We start from the raw sequence: 17,868 nt of genomic DNA, 5'->3' as shown, positions 1-17,868 counted from the left end.
CGTGCCCGAGTCCTCGGTGCCGACGGCCGAAGCGCCGCTGAGCGGCTACAGCGTCGTCGACCTGTCCACCGGGATAGCCGGCGCCTACTGCACCAAGCTGCTCGCCGACGGCGGCGCCGACGTCGTGAAAGTCGAACCGCCAGAGGGTGATCCGTTGCGCAGGTGGTCGGCTTCGGGCGCCACCATCCCGGTCGGCGGTGACGGCGCCTTGTTCAGCTTCCTGGCCGGGGCAAAACACAGTGTCGTGGCCGACCCCACCAGCGGCGACGATACCGAGCTGGTGGACCGGCTGCTGGCTTCCGCTGACGCGGTGGTGTGGTCGGCCGGCTCGAAAGTGGTTGAGCAGCCGCACTTCACGCCGCATGCCATCCAGGGACGCCACCCGCACCTCACCGTCACCGCGATCACACCGTTCGGGCTGGAAGGCCCCTGGCGAGACCGCCCGGCGACCGAGTTCACCCTGCAGGCGTGGTCGGGAGGCATCGTCGGGCTCGGCCGCGGCGAGCAGGAGCGCGCGCCCGTCTTCATCGGCGGTCAGGCCGGCGAATACCTGGCCGGTGTCTACGCAAGTGCGGCCACCTTGGCGTCCCGCTGGCGCCGGATCAACGGCGGCGCAGGGGAATTGGTCGACCTCTCGATGCTGGAGACACAGATCCTCGGCCTCACCTATTACCCGGTCACCTACTTCGAGGTGCTCGGCCGGCCGTGGCGAGACACGCGACGGCCGACGATTCCGGGAGTGGCTCAGGCCAAGGACGGCCTGGTGAACCTCGGCTGCGGGACCGCGCAACAATGGTTTGACCTGTGTGCGATGGTGGGCCATCCGGAATGGATCGACGAGGAATCACCGCTGTCCATCACCGAGCAGGCCAACATCCACGCCGATGAGATCTTCTCCTGGCTGGCCGCCACCCCGGTCGACGAAATCCGCGAACTGGCGTCGGCATTCCGCATTCCCAACGCGCCGGTCGCCAACGGCGCCAACGTCACGTCCTTCGATCAGTTCGTGGAGCGCGGCTCGTTCGTGCGAAATCCAAGCGACGGGTTCCAGCAGCCCAGCCACCCGTATCGGATGCGGCCCGCGCAGCTGCGCCCGCCGCAGCCCGCACCGCGGCTGGGGGAGCACACCGAGTACTACCGCGCCGCGGCCCTTCCGGCGCGACCCGCGCCTGCCGGTGTGGCGAAAGCGTCTCCCCTGAGCGGACTTCGGGTCCTGGACATGACGACCTTCTGGGCGGGACCCTGCTGTACCCACGCTCTGGCCTTGCTGGGTGCCGAGGTCATCCACGTCGAATCCACCCGCCGTCCCGATGGCACACGGATGATCGCCGGCATCCCGATCACCGACGATCAGTGGTGGGAGAAGTCGCCGATCTTCGAGGCCCTCAACACGAACAAGAAAGGGCTGACGCTCGACCTGCAGAGTCCGCGCGGTCGCGAATTGCTGCGTGAGCTCATCGCGACCTGCGATGTGATCGTGGAGAATTTCACGCCGCGGGTGCTGGACCAGATCGGGTTAAATTTCGCCACTGTGCAATCGATTCGGCCGGACACGGCGCTGGTGCGAATGCCCGGATTCGGACTCGGCGGCCCGTGGCGCGACAACCCGGCGTTCGCCTACGCCATCGAATCAGCGTCCGGCGTGAGTTGGCTTACCGGCTACCCGGACCGCACACCGTATGACCCCTATTCGATCGGTGACGCATGCGCCGGCGTGCACGCGCTCAACGCGATACTGCTCGCGCTGGAGCACCGGCGCCGCACCGGCGAAGGCGTGTTCGTCGAGGCGGCGATGGTCGACGCCGCCCTCAGCATCTCCGCCGAGCAGGTTGTCGAGTACTCGGCATACGGGGCGGTGTTGGAGCGTGCCGGCAACCGGGGCCCGACCGCCGCGCCGCAGAACCTTTACCTCAGCGCTGACATCGACGAATTCGGCCGGCTCGATTGCTGGGTCGCGATCGCGGTGGCCACCGACGACCAGTGGGACGGTTTGTGCCGGGCCCTCGGATCACCCTCCTGGGCAACAGATCCCGGACTTTCGACCGATGCCGGCCGGCGCACGCACCACGACTTCATCGATGAGCGACTCGCCGCCTGGTGCGCGCACCGCAGCCGCGACGAGATCGTCGAGACTCTCTGGGACGCCGGCGTCCCGGTGGCCAAAGTCATGCAACCGCACCGTCAAACTGAGCTGGAGCAGTTGGCGTTCCGGGATTTCTTCGAAGAGGTCGACCATCCGGTCAACGGGCCGGCCAGGCTCAGCACCGTGCCGGCGAGGTTCTCCGCCGGGCCCCACAGGTTCCACACCGAGCATGCGCCGCTGCTGGGGGAGCACAACCACGAGATGCTGTCCGGGCTGGGCTTGTCCGACTGCGACATCGCCCGCCTGGAATCCGACGGTGTGATCGGCCGCGCACCGGCCACGCGCGCAAGTAGCTGAGCGGCCATGGTGATCGACTAATCGAACATCCGGTTAGTGTCTCCACCCTTCTGCGGCCTGGTGGTCGAAGGTGCGATCGATGCGCTCAAACCTGCGTCTGACCGACGCCCGGGCCGCCTCGTGCGGCAGGATGTACAAGCGGTTGGCCAGAATCGCGTCGGCCGTGAGGCGCGCGACGCCATCGACCGACACCGTGTCATCCTGCGTCGGCGGGAGCTGTCCGAACCCACTCGTCAGGTCGGGCGCTGACGCGAGCCCGTCATCGGCGCTGCGAATTCGTTCCGAGTTCGCGACCAACCCGGTCTCGATGACCATCGGGCAGAGCACCGATACACCGATGCCGTTGTCCTTGACTTCCCGGGCCAGGGTCTCGGCCAGACCGACGACCCCATACTTGGCAACGCCGTACGCCCCGAGACCGGTGTTGGGCACCAATCCGGCGAAGGAAGCGGTGAAGGCGATGTGCCCGCCCCTGCCCTGCTCGATCAGCTTCGGCACGAACGCCTCGACGGCATGGATGGAACCCCACAGATCGATGTCGATCACCCAGCGCCAGTCCTCGTGCGTCATCGCCGCGAGCGGACCCGCGACGACGATGCCGGCGTTGCTGAACACGACATCGACCTGACCCAGCAGGCGGAAGGACTCCTCGGCCAGGTGAACCATCTGATCGAGGTGGCGCACGTCGCACGTCACTCCGTGCGCATCGAAGCCTTCGCCGCTCAGGTGCGCCACGGCCCGTTCCAGCGCGGCCTGGTCGACGTCGGCCAGCACCAGGCGGGCGCCGCGCCGGGCGAATTCGGTGGCGGTGGCCAAACCGATGCCGCTCGCACCGCCGGTGATGACTGCCCCGCGTCCCGCGAAATCGTCCATGGATTCCGAGGGTATTACCCGCGCGCGGGGCGGTGTGAGAGGCGTCATGTAGATAGCACCCTAACTATTAGCGCACTATGTACGTATGGCCGCACCGACCGCGCGCGAAATCGACCCCCTAGCCCTCGAACACCAAGTGTGTTTCGCCTTGGCGACGACCAACCGGGCGGTCTTGGCGGTGTACCGGCCGCTGTTGGAGCCGCTCGGCCTGACCCATCCGCAGTATCTGGTGATGCTGGCGTTGTGGGATCACCGCAAAACCCCCGGGGCCGAGCAGTTCCCGTTGTCGGTCAAGCAGATCGCCACCGCGCTGCAGTTGGATTCCGCCACGCTGTCGCCGATGCTCAAACGGCTGGAGGGGCTGGGGCTGATCACCCGCTCGAAGAATGCGGGCGACGAGCGGACCACCGACGTGAGGCTGACCGAACGCGGAATCGCCCTGCGGGAGAAGGCACTTGAGATTCCGCCCGCCGTCGTTGCCCGGCTCGGTGTGGACATGGCCGAACTCGAGAACCTGCATCGGGTCCTCACCCGCATCAACGCCGCGGCCGTGGCGGCCGGCGCATTGCAAGCCTGATATCACCCCGAGGAGCATGATGACCGACGCGAAACCCACTCTCTGGCAGCGGATCGGCTATTCCTACGGCCAGCGACTGCCCGACTCGATGCGCACCTGGGTGGCACGAGACTTGGCCGGCGAGGGAGCCATCCGCCGGCACATGATCAGGTGGGCCATCCCGCCCCTGCTGGTCCTTGCTCCATTCTGGCTGCTGCCCGCCTCGCTCTACGTGCACACGGAGATGACCGCGCCGCTCTACATCTGGGCGCTGCTGATAACCCTTGCCCTCAACAAGGTCTGGCGGCGGCACCGGCTGGCCGTCCACGGTTTGGACCCGAATCTGGTCGACGTGATCGCCCGCCGCAAACAGGCACGGATGCACGAGGACTACATCCGCCGGTACGGGCCGCGACCCGAGTCAGCCGAATGGCAGTCGAATAGCAGCCCCTTCTAGCGGCTACTTCAGGCAGCTGCCCGCATCGATGGGCAGGGTCACGCCGGTGACGTAGCGAGACTCGTCGGAGGCGAAGAACAGGACCGCGTTGCTGATGTCGATCGGGTCGACCCAGGGAACCGGCAGCGTGTGGAACATCTGGCAGATCGGCGCCATGTCGTCGGGGCCGGGGCTCTCCAGGTCGGGGCGGAACATTTTCCAGGTGCCCTCGTTCATGATCATCGGGGTGCTCACGTGCGTGGGGTGCACGGAGTTGACGCGAATCATGTGCTGCCCCAGCTCGACTCCGAAGGCGCGCATCAGACCGACGACGCCGTGCTTGGCCGCGACGTAGTGACCGGTGTGCGGGTAGGCCTTGAGCCCGCCGACCGAGCTGGTCAGGATGATGGAGCCACCTCGCCCGCCGGACAAGATGTGCGGCACACCGGCTTTCACACTCTTCCACACCCCGGACAGGTTGACGTCGATCATCTCTGTCCAGTCTTCTTCGCTGGTCTTGTCCAAAGTCTCGCCGCCGTTGCCGATTCCGGCGTTGGCGACGATGATGTCGAGGCGGCCGAGCTGTTCGACACCGTTGTCCACCGCCGCCTTGAGTGCGTCGAAGTCGCGCACATCGACCTCGGCCGTGAAGATTCTGCGGTTGTGCCCCTTGACCAGGTCCGCGGTTTCGGCGAGGTCTTCGGGTGTCGACGCCGGGATCGCGGTGTCCGTCACGCCGTCGCGGATCGGCTTGCAGATGTCAACGGCGATGATGTCGGCACCCTCCTCGGCCAACCGCACCGCATGGCTGCGGCCCTGACCGCGCGCCGCTCCGGTGACGAAAGCGACTTTGCCCTCAACACGTCCGGTCATGGCTACCTCAACTCCTGACTTTCGATCGGCACGCCTCGGCGGAGAACGAACGCGTTCTGCAGGACCGCGGGTCTTGCCGCCTTGAACTCTGTCATTGAGCCGTCGCGGGTGTCAATGACGAATCCGTTTCGGCTATTTGTGATTCTAGATATTAGAGAATCTCATTCTCACCGGCAAACGGCGTGCGCTATTCGCTCATCACGGGAGGGGACGGGGCGCGGTTGTGCTACGCGACGAATCCGCGTGAGCAGAAATCCCACACCTCATCGGCGGTGATGGGGTGCATCGTCGCGTCATCGGGGCCGCCGCTGGATTGCGCGATGAACATGACGGTCTGCATTGTCATGGCGGCCACCCGCTTCGGATTGCTGGTGGTGCGCAACTTGCCGGCGTCGTGCGCCGCCTCCATCAGTTCCGTCAGCAACGCGAGCAACGGCGCATGAGCCACCTTGACCTCGGCCGGATGCGTCACCAACAACCGCGGGGCAAAGTCAGTGAACAACGGGCGCTTGGCCGTCGGGTCCGGGCGCGATGCCTCGTAGAGGAGCTGAACGGCGACCTGCAGCCGCTCCAACGGATCGGCTTGGCTCTCGGTGGCCGCGCGGATCTGGTCGGCCGATCGGCTCAGGGCATCCTCGAAGAGCGCCAGCAGCAACTCGTGTTTGCCGTCGAATTGCAGGTAAAAGCTGCGCAACGACTGGCGGGAGCGGTCCACGACCTCCTGCACGGTAAAGTCCGTGCTGCCCTTTTCGATGATGATGGCCTGGGCCGCGTCGAGGAAGCGCTGAACACGCTGCGCGGCGCGCAGTTTCGCCGTCTTGATGGACCGCTCGACGGCACGCTGCTTCCAGGCCGGCTCTTCGCTTGGATTGGTCACGGCCGGCTCAGGTGATTGCCGCGAGGGGAGAACATGGTTGGACTCTAACGGAGAACGCCGTGACATCGCTGCGCTCGACCCCCTCACGGATCACGTGTCGGAGATTGTAACTTTCTTACCGCGAGAATACTATTCTCTTAGACGTGTGTATGGAAGCTTAATCGCAAGAGCGAACCGCGTCGTCGGCGGAAACCATGATCTACTGACGGCGCGGTGCGCTCACGACCATCCCGGGAAGAGCTGTGCAGCTGACTTTTGACGCGGAGGTGGAGGCGTTCCGCGCCGAATTCGTGGCCTTCCTCGACGCGCACCTGCCTTCCGAGGCCGAGGCGTTCCTGCGGCCCCAATCGAGTTCGGACGTCCCGGAGTGGGCCCGCCGGTGGCAGCGCTTGCTGTTCGACAGCGGGTGGCTACAGCCCGGCAATCCCCCGGAGTTCGGCGGGCGCAACGCCACGCTACTGCAGCAGTACGTGTACCACGAAGAGCTGTCGCGGCGGCGCATCTATCAGAGCTTCAATCCGCAGGGTGTGGGCATCATCGCGGCGTCATTGCTGTCATTCGGTACACCCGAACAGAAGCGGCGCTGGGCGGTACCGATCCTGCGGGCGGAGATCACCGCGTCACTGGGGATGAGCGAACCCGGCGCGGGCTCGGATCTCGCCTCGCTGAAGACGCGCGCGGTGCGCTCGTCTGATTCAGACGGCGACCACTTCGTCGTCAACGGGCAGAAGGTGTGGACATCCGGCGCCCATCACGCCGATGTGTTGCTGACCTTCGTGCGCACCGATCCGGACGCGCCAAAACACAAGGGCATCAGCGCTTTACTGATTCCCACCGACAGCCCAGGCGTGGTCCGCCGCCCGTTCGCCTCGATGGGTGACATCGACGACGTCGACTTCAACGAGGTCTTCTTCACCGACGTACGAGTGCCGGCCGAGAACTTGGTGGGCGAGCTGAACGCGGGCTGGCGCGTCGCGACCGGTTCGCTCGGCCACGAGCGCGCGATGCTGTGGCTGGATTACGCGGACATGTTGCACGCGTTGACGGTCGAGTCCCATCCCTCGGGTCCGGTGCAGCGGGATCACTACGCGACGCTGGTGATGGACTTCTATGCGATGCGGCTGCTGGGGTCGGCAACGCTGGCCAAAGCCGCTCGCGGCGAAGAGGACGTCCCCGCTCAGTCGGTGCTCAAGCTGCTGGGCTCGGAGGCCATGCAACGCGCCAGCGAGGACGCACTGGCCGCCAAGGACGGCGACGGACTGGCGTTGCGCGCGGTCACGGCCCCGTTCGCGCCGCTCAACCTCGATAGCCACTACGGCAGCTGGTTCGACCGGTACACCCGCACCTTCGCCGCGACCATCGCCGGCGGTACATCGGAAATTCAGCGCAACATCATCGCAGAACGCGTACTCGGGTTACCGCGCAATTGATCTGAGCGTCAGTGGTTCTTCGCGTCCAATTGGGCGTAGTAGCCGATGGCGACGAGACCCGCCACCACCGCGATCGCCCCTAAAACCATGCCGGCCACCGCGGTTCGCGGATTGTTCGCCTCCCCGCGGGCAACCCTTCGCCGGGCGATGTCGCCCGTCACCACCGCCGCGATGCCAAAGGGCACTCCCAGTAGCAACCAGCAGGTGACGAGTCCGACCAGGCCCAGCAGGAGCGAGGCGACGCCGAACTGGTTTTGTGGTGCTTGCGCGTGATTCGTGCTTCCCACCTCCCCGGGTTGCGGCCGTGGTCGACCCACGCGCCATCGTTGCAGCGAAGCATCCCATGCCCGGCGTACGCTGCTTGGTTCCGGGGCGCGCGACCCGTTACAGCTGCGCGAGCCGCGGCGCAGAACCGGCCGCCACCAACGCTTTTCCGGCCGCACGCGTCAGTTCTCGAGAGCTGCCCAGCAGCCCATCGAGAATCAGGGACCGCTTGATGTGGTGGTGCAGCGGATGCTCGGCGGTAAAGCCGATCCCGCCGAGCACCTGCTGGCAGTGGCGTGCGGAGGTGAGCGCGGCCTGACCAGCCGCGGCCTTGGCCAGCAGGGAAGCCAGTCCCTGCGGATCGTCGCATTCCGTCGCGGCTTGCAGTGTTGCCTCGGCGCCCTCGATCGCGACGAGCGTCTCGGCCAGCCGGTGCCGGATCGCCTGGAACGAGCTGATGTGGCGGCCGAATTGCACGCGGTCCACGGCGTGCTGACGAGCCAGTGACAGCATGGCCCGGCTGGTGCCGACCAGCCACCAACCCACGGCTAGCCAACCCGCGTGCAGGGCGGCCGACGGCAGAGGATCTCCCTGCGGTGCGGGGCGGATCGGCAGCAACTCGTCGATCGCCGACTCGGGGTGGTCGCGGCGTTCCCACAGCACCCAGGAGCCGCCGGCGAACGGCAGCGGCAGCGTGCCTCCGGGCGCGTCGCCGGCCGCGCACAGCACTACGTCGTTGAGGACGGGCGCGTGCGCGCCGGTCTCACCGAGCAGTTTGAACACCAGAGGTATTGCGGTATCGGGCATTTCGTCGAGCATGTCGCGCCAGCCGAGGTCGGTCAGCGCCGCATCGAGCTTGGCGCCCGAGGCGGCGCTCATCGTCGTCCGCAGCGACTCTGCCAGCAGGCGCAGCGATTCGGGGTCTGACTCGGTATCTGCCGAAGAAGCCACGGTTCACTCCTTCCCGAGGTCGAGCAGCCGGCGGGCGATGATATTGCGCTGGATCTCGGCGGTGCCGCCATAGATCGTCGCCGCGCGCGAGTACAGGTATTCCGAACGCCACGGCGTGTCTTCGAGCTCGAGCGTGCCCGGCAACACATCGCGGACGGTGTCGTAGAGCCGCTGCTCGGCAGAGGCGAGCAGCACCTTGTCGATGGAGGTGTCGGGTCCAAGCCGGGCCCCATCGCGCATCCGGTGCTGGGTCGCGCGCGACCGGCAGCGCAATGTGTGCAGCGCCAGATAGGCGCCGCCGAGCGCGGATTCGTCGGGCTCGCCGACTTCGGCTGCCGTGGTGATCAGATCGTCGAAACGCGAATAGAGGTACGCAATCCGCTGCCAGAAACACGCCGAACGCTCATAGGGCAGCAGGTCCATCGCGAGCCGCCAGCCGTCTCCCGGCTTGCCCAGCATCCGGCTGGCCGGTATCACCACGTCGTCGTAGTACACCTCGCAGAACTCGTCGACGCCGTGCATCGTCCGCAGCGGACGGATGGTGATGCCCGGAGTGTCGAGATCGACGAAGAACGCGGTGATCCCGTCGTGCCCGGGCGCGGTGCGGGTAAGCAGGACGCACCGGGTGGAGAACTGCGCGAAGCTGGTCCATACCTTTTGGCCGTTGACGATCCAGTTGTCGCCGTCCTGGACCGCCCGTGTTGTCAGCGATGCCAGATCACTGCCCGAGCCCGGCTCGGAAAAGCCTTGGCACCATTGCTCTTCACCGCTCAGCAGGCGCGGAACCATCTCCTTGGCGAGCTCGGCCGGCGCGTAGTCGATCATTGTCGGCGCGAGCACCTCGAGCATCGAATAGGGTCCGGGTTCGGCCAAGCGGCGGCCCACCACCTCTTCACCGACGATCGCTCGCAGCACCGCGGGACCGCCCAATCCACCCACCTCGACCGGCCAGCCGAATCGCATCCAATCGGCGTCGTAGAGCGCACGGCTGACCCGGGCGAACTGCCGCATGTGCCCCCGCAGCGAGTGGTCGGGCCCGGGGGTCAGATCGTTGTCGTCGAGCCACGCGCGCAGGTCGGCCCGGAACTGCTCGACATTCACTTCGATTGATCGGCTCCTTTAGGTCGCTGCCTGGGCCGCGGAGTCACCGGCGGGACGCCCGATCGCGTGCGGGCGTCCGGAGTCGTGCACACCGCTGCGGCGGATGAACGTCATGGCGCGGGTCTTCAGCCGCCACCCGTCGGCGGTTCGCACATAGGTGTCACGGTAGTAGCCGATCCGCATGTCGTGGGTTGCGTGATCGATGAAGCACAGCGGCTGGGTGCCGCTGGCCGCGTCACCGTCCAGGTCGACCACCGCGGTCCCGGTGAGGAACAGGCCTTTTGGGGCCGCGGCCACCAATTCCGGGAATCGGCTGAGGCTGTAGGTCTCACCGAAGGCGCTGTAGGTGCCGTCGGGCGTGAAGACGGCGACGAGGCCCTCGATGTCCTCCTGGGTGATGGTGACCGCATAGCGGCCGAGCAGCTGCTGAATCTCGACGAGGTCGTCAGTTCGGCTTGAGCCACTCTTAGACTGATCGGGCGTCGACATAGACCTTGCCGCCTTTCATCACGAAGCCGACGTTTCGGGTGACGGTGATGTCTTCCAACGGGTTTCCGGGCACCGCGATGATATCGGCGAGCTGGCCCGCCGCGAGGCGGCCCCGGTCGCTCGCGTTGATGAGCTCGGCCGCGGTGACGGTCGCCGCCCGCAGCACCGCCAGCGGTGGCATGCCCCACTCGACCAGCGTGACGAGCTCATCGGCGTTGCGGCCGTGCGGGATGGCCGGGGCGTCGGTGCCGACCGCGATCTTCACCCCGGCCTCGTAGGCGGCCTTGATCGACGTTTCCGCCTTCGGAAACATCTCGGCCGCCTTGTCCTGCAATTCCTTCGGGGCGCGCGACACGTCCATCGCCTGGGCGAGCCTGCGGGTGGTCACCAGGAAGCGGTCGTTGTCGACCAGCATCTGGATGGCCTCGTCGTCCATCAGGAAGCCGTGTTCGATGCAGTCGATGCCGCACGCGACCGCGTGCTTGACCGCTTCCGCTCCGTGGGTGTGCGCGGCGACGCGCAGCCCACGCCGGTGCGCCTCGTCGACGATCGCGCGCAGTTCCTCGTCTGAATAGTGTTGCGCCCCAGCCTCGCCGGTCAGCGACATGACGCCGCCGGAAACGCACACCTTGATCAGTTCGGCGCCGTGCTTGATCTGGTAGCGCACCGCCTTGCGGATCTCGTCGACCCCGTTGGCGATGCCCTCTTCGACCGTGAGCTCGAGCGCGCCCGGCATGAAGGCGGCGAACATCGTCGGGTCCAGGTGACCGCCGGTGGGCGTGATGGCGTGGCCGGCCGGGACGATTCGCGGCCCGTCGATCCAGCCCGCGTCGATGGCCTTCGCCAGCGCGACGTCGAGCAGGTAGCCGCCGGTTTTCACGAACAGGCCCAAGTTGCGCACGGTGGTGAAACCGGCGCGCAGCGTGCGTCGGGCGTTGCCGACCGCGCGCAGCACCCGCGTCGGCGGGTCGTCCTGCACCTGGGACAGCCCGGGTGTCTCGCCGCGCCCGCCCATCAGGAGGTTGACCTCCATGTCCATCAGGCCCGGCAACAGAATCTGGTCGCCGAGGTCGATGATTTCGCCCTCGGGATCGCCGCCCACACCGACGATCCGATCGTCCTCGATCTGCAGAATGCCCGGGCGAACGATCTCACCGGCATCGATATCGAGGAGCCCTGCGGCCTTGATCGTCAGCACCGCCTAAATCACCGGCTCCCTGATCACTTCAACCCACGCCGCGCCGCTGTCGGGAACGCGCGGCTGTTTCCAGGCCTCGATGGGAAACGAGACCATGACCAGTGACTGCATCATGTGCATCAATGTCTTTGCGTCGTCGGGCAAGTCGTCCAGTGGGAACTTGTCGACATATTCGATGACGGCGTTGAGCTTCGGGAAGGCCACGTCATAGAAGGCCTGCATCTCGGGCATCGTCGAGGCCAGCCGTTTGGCGTAGCGCTCGGGCTCGGTGGCCAGGTCCCAATCCAAATAGGGCTCCAGGGCCGCGAATTCAGACGGTAACGCCATTGCGTTGGTGCTCCTTCACGTAGTCGGCGGTCGTCTTGTGCAGATGACGGATCAACACTTCCTGGTCGCAGAGCAGGAACTCCTTGACGGCCCGGGTGCCGATCATGGTCTGGGTCGCTTCCAGCGTGTTGGCGTCCTGCAGCGCGTACTCCTTGAACGTCACCGCCGCCAGCTCCTGGGCCAGCCGTTCCCGCGCATTGCGGGGCGGAACGAAATACAGCGTCGACTCGAAGATGTGCTTGTCCACCGCGGTGGGCCAGTAGTGATAGGTCAGGAACCAGCCCGGCTCCCAGATCAGCAGCATGAAGTTGGGGTAGAACAGCCACGAGTCGATTCCCCACTGCGGCACCCTCTTCACGTTGACACCCGGTGGCAGCTCCAGCTTTTCGATGATCTCTGGCTTGTCCCACGGACCGAACAGACCGCTGCGCAACACCTGGTCCATGGGCTTGACCATGGACATGTCCTCCGGCGGCGCCTGGCCACCCCACGTCGACTGCAGGTTGTGCGGTCCGGCCAGCTCGTAATGCAGCGCCTCGTAGCCGAACTTCTGGATCTTGGCGGCCTCTTCCTTGGTGTACTGCCCCTGGTGCAGGATCGGCGCGTGGTAGAACTCGACGAACGCGTCGATGAACAGCTTCCAGTTGCTGCCGACCTCGGCCCGGTAGGAGTAGGTCTCCGTCATCTCGCCGAAGGGGTAGCCCTCGATGCTCTTGGCCAGCGGCCCGAGGTAGTCGATGAGCGGCGCCGCGTCGTCGTCGAAGTTGATGAAGATGAAGCCCTCCCACACCTCGCACCGGACGGGTGCCAGGCCGAAGTTGCTCTTGTCGAGGTTGAAGAACTCCTCTTCCTGTTGGACGAAGGTCAGGTCGCCGTCGAGGCTGTAGCGCCAGGCGTGGTACTTGCAGGTGAACTGACGACAGGTGCCGGAGGTCTCCTCGTTGGGAAAGTCGTTCCACACCAACTTGTTTCCCCGGTGGCGGCAGACGTTGTGGTACGCCTTGACCGTCCCGTCCTTGGTCTTGGTGATGATCACCGACGTGCCCTTGCCGGCCGACGGCAGTTCCCTGGTGAAGTAGCTGCCGGTGCGGGGGAGGCGCTCGACCCGGCCGACGTTCAGCCACGTCTTCCGGAACACCGCGTCGCGTTCGGCCTCGAAGAACGCCGGGTCGATCGAGTCGGTGTAGTCAACCGGCGCGGTCCCGAGGTCGGGGTAGTTTTCTGTCCAGCTGCCGGCGGCTGGTTTCGGGAAGTGCGGCAACGTTCTTACTCCTCTTGATCAGTGCTGGTCGGCGTGTTCGGGTTGGATGCCGAAAGTGTTGAAGGCCATGGCCAGCAGGGCGTAGCAGCCGACCGTGAAGACGAAATCCATGCGCTGCTGGTCGCTGAGGCGCTCGCCCAGCGCCGCCCAAGTCTGGTCGGACAACTCCGACTTCTCATCCAGCTCATCGACCCCGGTGATCACCGCGCGATCGAACGCGTCGAGGTCCTCCGCGCCGCCATCGCCGAATCGCCGCACCGCCGCGATTTGTTCGTCGGTGATCCCTTCATCCTTGGCCATCCGCACGTGGTGCGACCACTCGTATGCGCACTGGCGACGATGGGCCACCCGCAGGATGGCCAGTTCGCGGATGCGGGCCGGCAGTGTGGACGACGTCAACAGGTGGACATTGAATCGAAGAAACGCCTTGGCGAGCGCTGGGTGGTGAGCCAGCGTGGAAAGCGCGTTGTTGGTGTCCGCGTCCCGCATGGCCGAGAGTGCCTGCTGGGTAGCCTCGTCCCACTGGTCGGCGGGGAGCGGCTGCAGGCGCATCGGCAGTGTCCTCTCGGTGAAAGAGAATCATATTCTCATTTGCAACTAACAGACTGGCACGAAACGCGCGCTCGGTCAATGCCGGCGTGCCGAGCGGGCGCGCGTGGGAGCCGCCTGGCGCACCCGGGCGGCCGGACGGTCGGGGCGTGACCGGGCCCGGCCGCACCGACGTGTCACGCCGGCGTCTACCTCATGGCCTTGCCGCATGGCGGTGGGAAATTCGCCGGACTGCTGGGCCGCAGGTCAGGCCGCTGCATGCGGCCGCAGCAACCTATGAATGTTGATTCTCGTCTGGCGAGAAGATAGTTTTCATTTCAGTGATCTTGGCACGGGACAGCGGTTCGCCGAGGCTGTGATCGATCCGATGGATCCGATGAAAGGGAAGCTCATGAACAAAGAAGACATGATGCTGATCAGCGTCGACGACCACACCGTCGAGCCGCCCGACATGTTCAAGAACCACTTGTCGAAGAAGTACCGGGACGACGCACCCCGGCTGGTGCACAACGATGACGGCTCGGATATGTGGAAGTTCCGCGACACGGTCATCCCGAACGTGGCATTGAACGCGGTCGCCGGTCGTCCCAAGGAGGAGTACGGCATCGAGCCGACCGGGCTCGACGAGATTCGGCCGGGTTGTTACAACGTCGACGAACGCGTCAAGGACATGAACGCGGGCGGCATCCTGGCTTCGATCTGCTTCCCCTCCTTCCCGGGATTTGCCGGGCGGCTGTTCGTCACCGACGATCACGACTTCTCCATCGCGCTGGTGCAGGCCTATAACGACTGGCACATCGACGAGTGGTGCGGCGCCTACCCGGCGCGGTTCATTCCGATGGCCATCCCGGTGATCTGGGATGCCGAGGCGTGTGCCGCCGAGGTCCGCCGGGTCGCAAAGAAGGGCGTGCACGCGCTGACCTTCACCGAAAACCCGGCCGCGATGGGCTACCCGAGCTTCCACAACGAATACTGGAACCCGTTGTGGGAAGCGTTGTGCGACACCAACACCGTGATGAACGTCCACATCGGGTCCTCGGGCCGGCTGGCGATCACCGCGCCGGACGCGCCGATGGATGTGATGATCACGCTGCAGCCGATGAACATCGTGCAGGCCGCGGCGGACCTGCTGTGGTCGGCACCGATCAAGAAGTACCCCGACCTCAAGATCGCCCTGTCCGAGGGCGGCACCGGGTGGATCCCCTACTTCCTGGAGCGCGCCGACCGCACCTACGAAATGCACTCCACCTGGACGCATCAGAACTTCGGTGACAAGCTGCCGTCCGATGTGTTCCGCGACCACTTCCTGACTTGCTTCATCAGCGACAAGGTGGGTGTGGCGCTGCGCAACATGATCGGCATCGACAACATCTGCTGGGAAGCCGACTACCCGCACAGCGACTCGATGTGGCCGGGTGCGCCGGAAGAGTTATGGGATGTGTTGTCCATCAATAACGTTCCCGACGACGAGATCAACAAGATGACCTATGAGAACGCGATGCGCTGGTACTCGTTCGACCCCTTCACGCACATTTCGCGTGAACAGGCCACCGTCGGTGCGCTGCGTAAGGCCGCCGAGGGGCATGACGTTTCCATCAAGGCGGCGGGCCACGCCAAGGACGGCCGAGGCGGCGCGTCCTTTGCCGATTTCGCGGCCAACGCGAAAGCCCTTACCGGCAATAAGGACTGAGCGCGAGACTGTCGCCGAGCAGACGCAAAAGCACCTACTTTGTCAGCGTGTCGGGTGCTTTTGTGTTCCCCCGCACGCGGGGGGACCCCCAGCTCGCGCTGAGAAGAGGAGGCCACCGGTGGCTGGAATGAACTTTGAGCTGACGGATGACCAGGAGCTGATCCGTCGGTCGGTGGCGGAGCTGGCGGGGAAATTCGACGACCAGTACTGGATGGAAAAAGACCAGGCGCACGAATTCCCGACCGAGTTCTACCGCGCCATCGCCGACGGCGGCTGGTTGGGAATGACCATCCCCACCCAGTACGGCGGTCACGGCCTCGGCATCACCGAGGCGACGATCCTGCTCGAGGAGGTCGCCAAATCGGGTGGTGCCATGAACGCGGCGAGCTCGATCCACCTGTCCATCTTCGGCATGCAGCCGGTCGTGGTGCACGGCTCCGACGAGCTCAAGGCCCGAACGTTGCCCGCCGTCGCGACCGGCGAGGTCCACGTGTGCTTCGGCGTCACCGAACCCGGTGCCGGGCTTGATACTTCGCGTATCACCACCTTCGCCAAGCGTGACGGCGATCGCTACATCGTCAACGGACGCAAGGTGTGGATCTCGAAGGCGATGGAATCCGACAAGATCCTGTTGCTCACCCGGACGCAAAGCTACGACGAGGTCACCAAGAAGACCGACGGGATGACGCTGTTCATCACCGATCTCGACCGCAGCCGGGTCGACGTCCGCCCGATCCGCAAGATGGGCCGCAACGCGGTCAGCTCCAACGAGTTGTTCATCGACAATCTCGAGGTGCCTGTCGAGGACCGAATCGGCGAGGAGGGCAAGGGCTTTCAGTACATCCTCGACGGCCTCAACCCGGAGCGAATGCTCATCGCGGCCGAGGCGCTCGGTATCGGCCGGGTGGCGCTGGAGAAGGCGGTGAAATACGGCAACGAGCGCGAGGTCTTCGGCCGGCCCATCGGGATGAACCAGGGTTTGCAGTTTCCGCTCGCCGATTCACTGGCCCGACTCGATGCCGCCGAACTGATGCTGCGTAAGGCCACCTGGCTCTATGACAACGGCAAACCCTGTGGGCGCGAGGCCAATACGGCTAAGTACCTGTGCGCCGACGCCGGCTTCACCGCCGCGGACCGGGCGCTGCAAACGCACGGCGGCATGGGCTACGCCGAGGAGTACCACATCACACGGTACTTCCGCGAGGCCCGGCTGATGAAGATCGCGCCGGTCAGCCAGGAGATGATCCTGAACTTCTTGGGAGCCAACGTCCTGAAGCTGCCGAGAAGCTACTAGGTAGTTTGTTTGTCATCGAACGTGAACTGACGGCGGGATTGTTGCGGTTTTTTCGCCCTCAGTGCACGCTCGGCGACTGAGAGGTTGGGCAAAGATATGCGTGAAACAGTCATCGTCGAGGCCGTGCGTACGCCCGTGGGAAAGCGCAACGGCGCGCTGTCCAGCATGCATGCCGCCGACCTCTCCGCGGTCGTACTGACAGAACTCATCGAACGCACCGGCATCGGTCCAGACATCATCGACGACGTCGTCTGGGGCTGCGTGTCCCAGGTTGGCGACCAGTCCAGCAACATCGGGCGCTACGCGGTCCTGGCCGCCGGCTGGCCCGAGACCATTCCCGGGACCACCGTCAACCGCGCCTGCGGGTCGAGCCAGCAGGCGCTGGACTTCGCCGTGCATGCGGTGATGTCGGGCCAGCAGGATGTCGTCGTGGCCGGTGGAGTCGAGGTCATGAGTCGCGTTCCGCTCGGTTCGGCCCGGGCGACGGGTATGCCGTATGGCCCGAAAGTCCTTGCCCGCTATGACGATTTCTCCTTCAACCAGGGTCTGTCGGCGGAGATGATCGCCAAGAAGTGGGGATTCTCGCGCACCCGGCTCGACGAATTCTCCGTCGAATCCCACGAGCGGGCCGCCGCGGCCCAGGATGGCGGCGCCTTCACCGAGCAGATCGTGCCGGTGTTCGTCGACGGAGCCGACAACAACGTCGTCACCGCCGACGAGGGCGTGCGGCGCGGCAGCAGCGTCGAGAAGCTCGCGACGCTCAAGCCGGCCTTCGCCGAGGACGGCGTGATCCACGCGGGCAACTCCTCACAGATCTCCGACGGCGCCGCCGCGTTGCTGGTGACCACCGCCGAGATGGCGGTCGAGCTGGGTCTGACCCCGATCGTGCGGTACCTGGCGGGCGCGGTGACCGGAGCGGATCCGGTGCTGATGCTCACCGGCCCCATCCCGGCGACCGAAAAGGTGCTGAGCAAGGCCGGCATTGGCCTGTCCGACGTGGGCGCCTTCGAGGTCAATGAAGCTTTCGCCCCCGTGCCGCTGGCGTGGCTGGCCGAGACCGGGGCCGACCCGGCACGGATGAATCCGCTGGGCGGCGCCATCGCGCTGGGACATCCGCTTGGTGCGTCCGGAGCGGTGCTGATGACACGCATGGCGCATCACATGCGCGACAACGGGATTCGTTACGGCCTGCAGACCATGTGCGAGGGCGGCGGCACCGCCAACGCCACGCTGGTGGAGCTGGTGAGCTAAGAGCCGCG

The 17,868-nt window shown here is 65.7% G+C and carries 18 protein-coding genes and 1 pseudogene; 8 read left to right on the top strand and 11 right to left on the bottom strand.

Annotation, left to right across the window (positions count from 1 at the left end; translation table 11 throughout):
* Window position 1 precedes the first annotated feature (1 nt).
* Window positions 2–2,440 carry a CaiB/BaiF CoA transferase family protein gene (locus AC5Y30_RS13515; RefSeq protein ID WP_499918757.1) on the top strand — a complete coding sequence of 813 codons (2,439 nt, stop codon included), beginning with the start codon at window positions 2–4 and terminating at the stop codon, window positions 2,438–2,440.
* A gap of 33 nt (window positions 2,441–2,473) precedes the next feature.
* Here AC5Y30_RS13515 and AC5Y30_RS13510 read toward each other — a convergent pair whose 3' ends face one another.
* Window positions 2,474–3,313, bottom strand: a complete 840-nt coding sequence (locus tag AC5Y30_RS13510; RefSeq protein ID WP_499918756.1) for an SDR family NAD(P)-dependent oxidoreductase — start codon at window positions 3,311–3,313, stop codon at window positions 2,474–2,476.
* An 85-nt stretch (window positions 3,314–3,398) separates the two neighbouring features.
* On the opposite strand from AC5Y30_RS13510, the gene AC5Y30_RS13505 reads away from it, so the two are divergent.
* Both AC5Y30_RS13505 and AC5Y30_RS13500 read left to right on the top strand, forming a co-directional pair.
* Window positions 3,399–3,890: a MarR family winged helix-turn-helix transcriptional regulator gene (locus AC5Y30_RS13505; protein ID WP_499918755.1), complete on the top strand. Its 492-nt coding sequence runs from the start codon at window positions 3,399–3,401 to the stop codon at window positions 3,888–3,890.
* 19 nt (window positions 3,891–3,909) lie between these two features.
* Entirely contained in the window at window positions 3,910–4,326 is a 417-nt protein-coding gene (locus tag AC5Y30_RS13500) for a DUF5313 domain-containing protein (protein WP_499918754.1), read from the top strand.
* A gap of 3 nt (window positions 4,327–4,329) precedes the next feature.
* Here the strand turns inward: AC5Y30_RS13500 and AC5Y30_RS13495 are convergent, their stop codons facing one another.
* Both AC5Y30_RS13495 and AC5Y30_RS13490 read right to left on the bottom strand, forming a co-directional pair.
* Window positions 4,330–5,178 carry a mycofactocin-coupled SDR family oxidoreductase gene (locus tag AC5Y30_RS13495; protein ID WP_499918753.1) on the bottom strand — a complete coding sequence of 283 codons (849 nt, stop codon included), beginning with the start codon at window positions 5,176–5,178 and terminating at the stop codon, window positions 4,330–4,332.
* 226 nt (window positions 5,179–5,404) lie between these two features.
* Complete coding sequence (locus tag AC5Y30_RS13490; protein ID WP_499918751.1) at window positions 5,405–6,055, bottom strand: TetR/AcrR family transcriptional regulator; 651 nt, start codon at window positions 6,053–6,055, stop codon at window positions 5,405–5,407.
* Window positions 6,056–6,297: 242 nt separating this feature from the next.
* Between AC5Y30_RS13490 and AC5Y30_RS13485 the strand changes: the two are divergent.
* Window positions 6,298–6,918 (top strand): annotated as a pseudogene (locus AC5Y30_RS13485) (acyl-CoA dehydrogenase family protein); the annotation flags it as partial.
* 9 nt (window positions 6,919–6,927) lie between these two features.
* Window positions 6,928–7,485: an acyl-CoA dehydrogenase family protein gene (locus AC5Y30_RS13480; protein WP_499919034.1), complete on the top strand. Its 558-nt coding sequence runs from the start codon at window positions 6,928–6,930 to the stop codon at window positions 7,483–7,485.
* Between the two features lie 8 nt (window positions 7,486–7,493).
* Here AC5Y30_RS13480 and AC5Y30_RS13475 read toward each other — a convergent pair whose 3' ends face one another.
* The 8 genes from AC5Y30_RS13475 to AC5Y30_RS13440 form a co-directional block, all read right to left on the bottom strand.
* Window positions 7,494–7,772 carry a DUF4190 domain-containing protein gene (locus tag AC5Y30_RS13475; protein ID WP_499918750.1) on the bottom strand — a complete coding sequence of 93 codons (279 nt, stop codon included), beginning with the start codon at window positions 7,770–7,772 and terminating at the stop codon, window positions 7,494–7,496.
* A 97-nt stretch (window positions 7,773–7,869) separates the two neighbouring features.
* The gene (locus tag AC5Y30_RS13470; protein ID WP_499919031.1) at window positions 7,870–8,628 is read right to left on the bottom strand and encodes an acyl-CoA dehydrogenase family protein; all 759 of its coding nucleotides are present in this window, start codon (window positions 8,626–8,628) and stop codon (window positions 7,870–7,872) included.
* 75 nt (window positions 8,629–8,703) lie between these two features.
* Window positions 8,704–9,801 (bottom strand): acyl-CoA dehydrogenase family protein, encoded by a 1,098-nt coding sequence (locus AC5Y30_RS13465; protein WP_499918749.1) that lies wholly within the window; start codon window positions 9,799–9,801, stop codon window positions 8,704–8,706.
* 18 nt (window positions 9,802–9,819) lie between these two features.
* The gene (locus AC5Y30_RS13460) at window positions 9,820–10,290 is read right to left on the bottom strand and encodes a nuclear transport factor 2 family protein (RefSeq protein WP_499918748.1); all 471 of its coding nucleotides are present in this window, start codon (window positions 10,288–10,290) and stop codon (window positions 9,820–9,822) included.
* Window positions 10,268–11,488 (bottom strand): metal-dependent hydrolase family protein, encoded by a 1,221-nt coding sequence (locus tag AC5Y30_RS13455; RefSeq protein ID WP_499918746.1) that lies wholly within the window; start codon window positions 11,486–11,488, stop codon window positions 10,268–10,270. Before AC5Y30_RS13455 ends, AC5Y30_RS13460 begins: the two co-directional genes overlap by 23 nt.
* A gap of 3 nt (window positions 11,489–11,491) precedes the next feature.
* The gene (locus AC5Y30_RS13450; protein WP_499918744.1) at window positions 11,492–11,815 is read right to left on the bottom strand and encodes a hypothetical protein; all 324 of its coding nucleotides are present in this window, start codon (window positions 11,813–11,815) and stop codon (window positions 11,492–11,494) included.
* Window positions 11,799–13,076, bottom strand: coding sequence for an aromatic ring-hydroxylating oxygenase subunit alpha (locus AC5Y30_RS13445; protein WP_499918743.1), 1,278 nt, complete (start codon window positions 13,074–13,076; stop codon window positions 11,799–11,801). The genes AC5Y30_RS13450 and AC5Y30_RS13445 overlap by 17 nt, the downstream gene beginning before the upstream one ends.
* 18 nt (window positions 13,077–13,094) lie before the next feature.
* Window positions 13,095–13,628, bottom strand: coding sequence for a carboxymuconolactone decarboxylase family protein (locus AC5Y30_RS13440; protein WP_499918742.1), 534 nt, complete (start codon window positions 13,626–13,628; stop codon window positions 13,095–13,097).
* 388 nt (window positions 13,629–14,016) lie between these two features.
* On the opposite strand from AC5Y30_RS13440, the gene AC5Y30_RS13435 reads away from it, so the two are divergent.
* From AC5Y30_RS13435 to AC5Y30_RS13425, 3 genes are all read left to right on the top strand, one after another.
* Window positions 14,017–15,315 (top strand): amidohydrolase family protein, encoded by a 1,299-nt coding sequence (locus AC5Y30_RS13435; RefSeq protein WP_499918741.1) that lies wholly within the window; start codon window positions 14,017–14,019, stop codon window positions 15,313–15,315.
* 127 nt (window positions 15,316–15,442) lie between these two features.
* Window positions 15,443–16,609: an acyl-CoA dehydrogenase family protein gene (locus AC5Y30_RS13430; RefSeq protein ID WP_499919029.1), complete on the top strand. Its 1,167-nt coding sequence runs from the start codon at window positions 15,443–15,445 to the stop codon at window positions 16,607–16,609.
* A 96-nt stretch (window positions 16,610–16,705) separates the two neighbouring features.
* Window positions 16,706–17,860, top strand: a complete 1,155-nt coding sequence (locus AC5Y30_RS13425) for a thiolase family protein (RefSeq protein WP_499918740.1) — start codon at window positions 16,706–16,708, stop codon at window positions 17,858–17,860.
* Window positions 17,861–17,868 lie beyond the last annotated feature (8 nt).

The sequence above is a fragment of the Mycobacterium sp. NGS27 genome (genome assembly GCF_059813005.1).
Note: the sequence above shows the minus strand (reverse complement) of the source record. Positions and strands in the feature narration are given on the sequence as shown.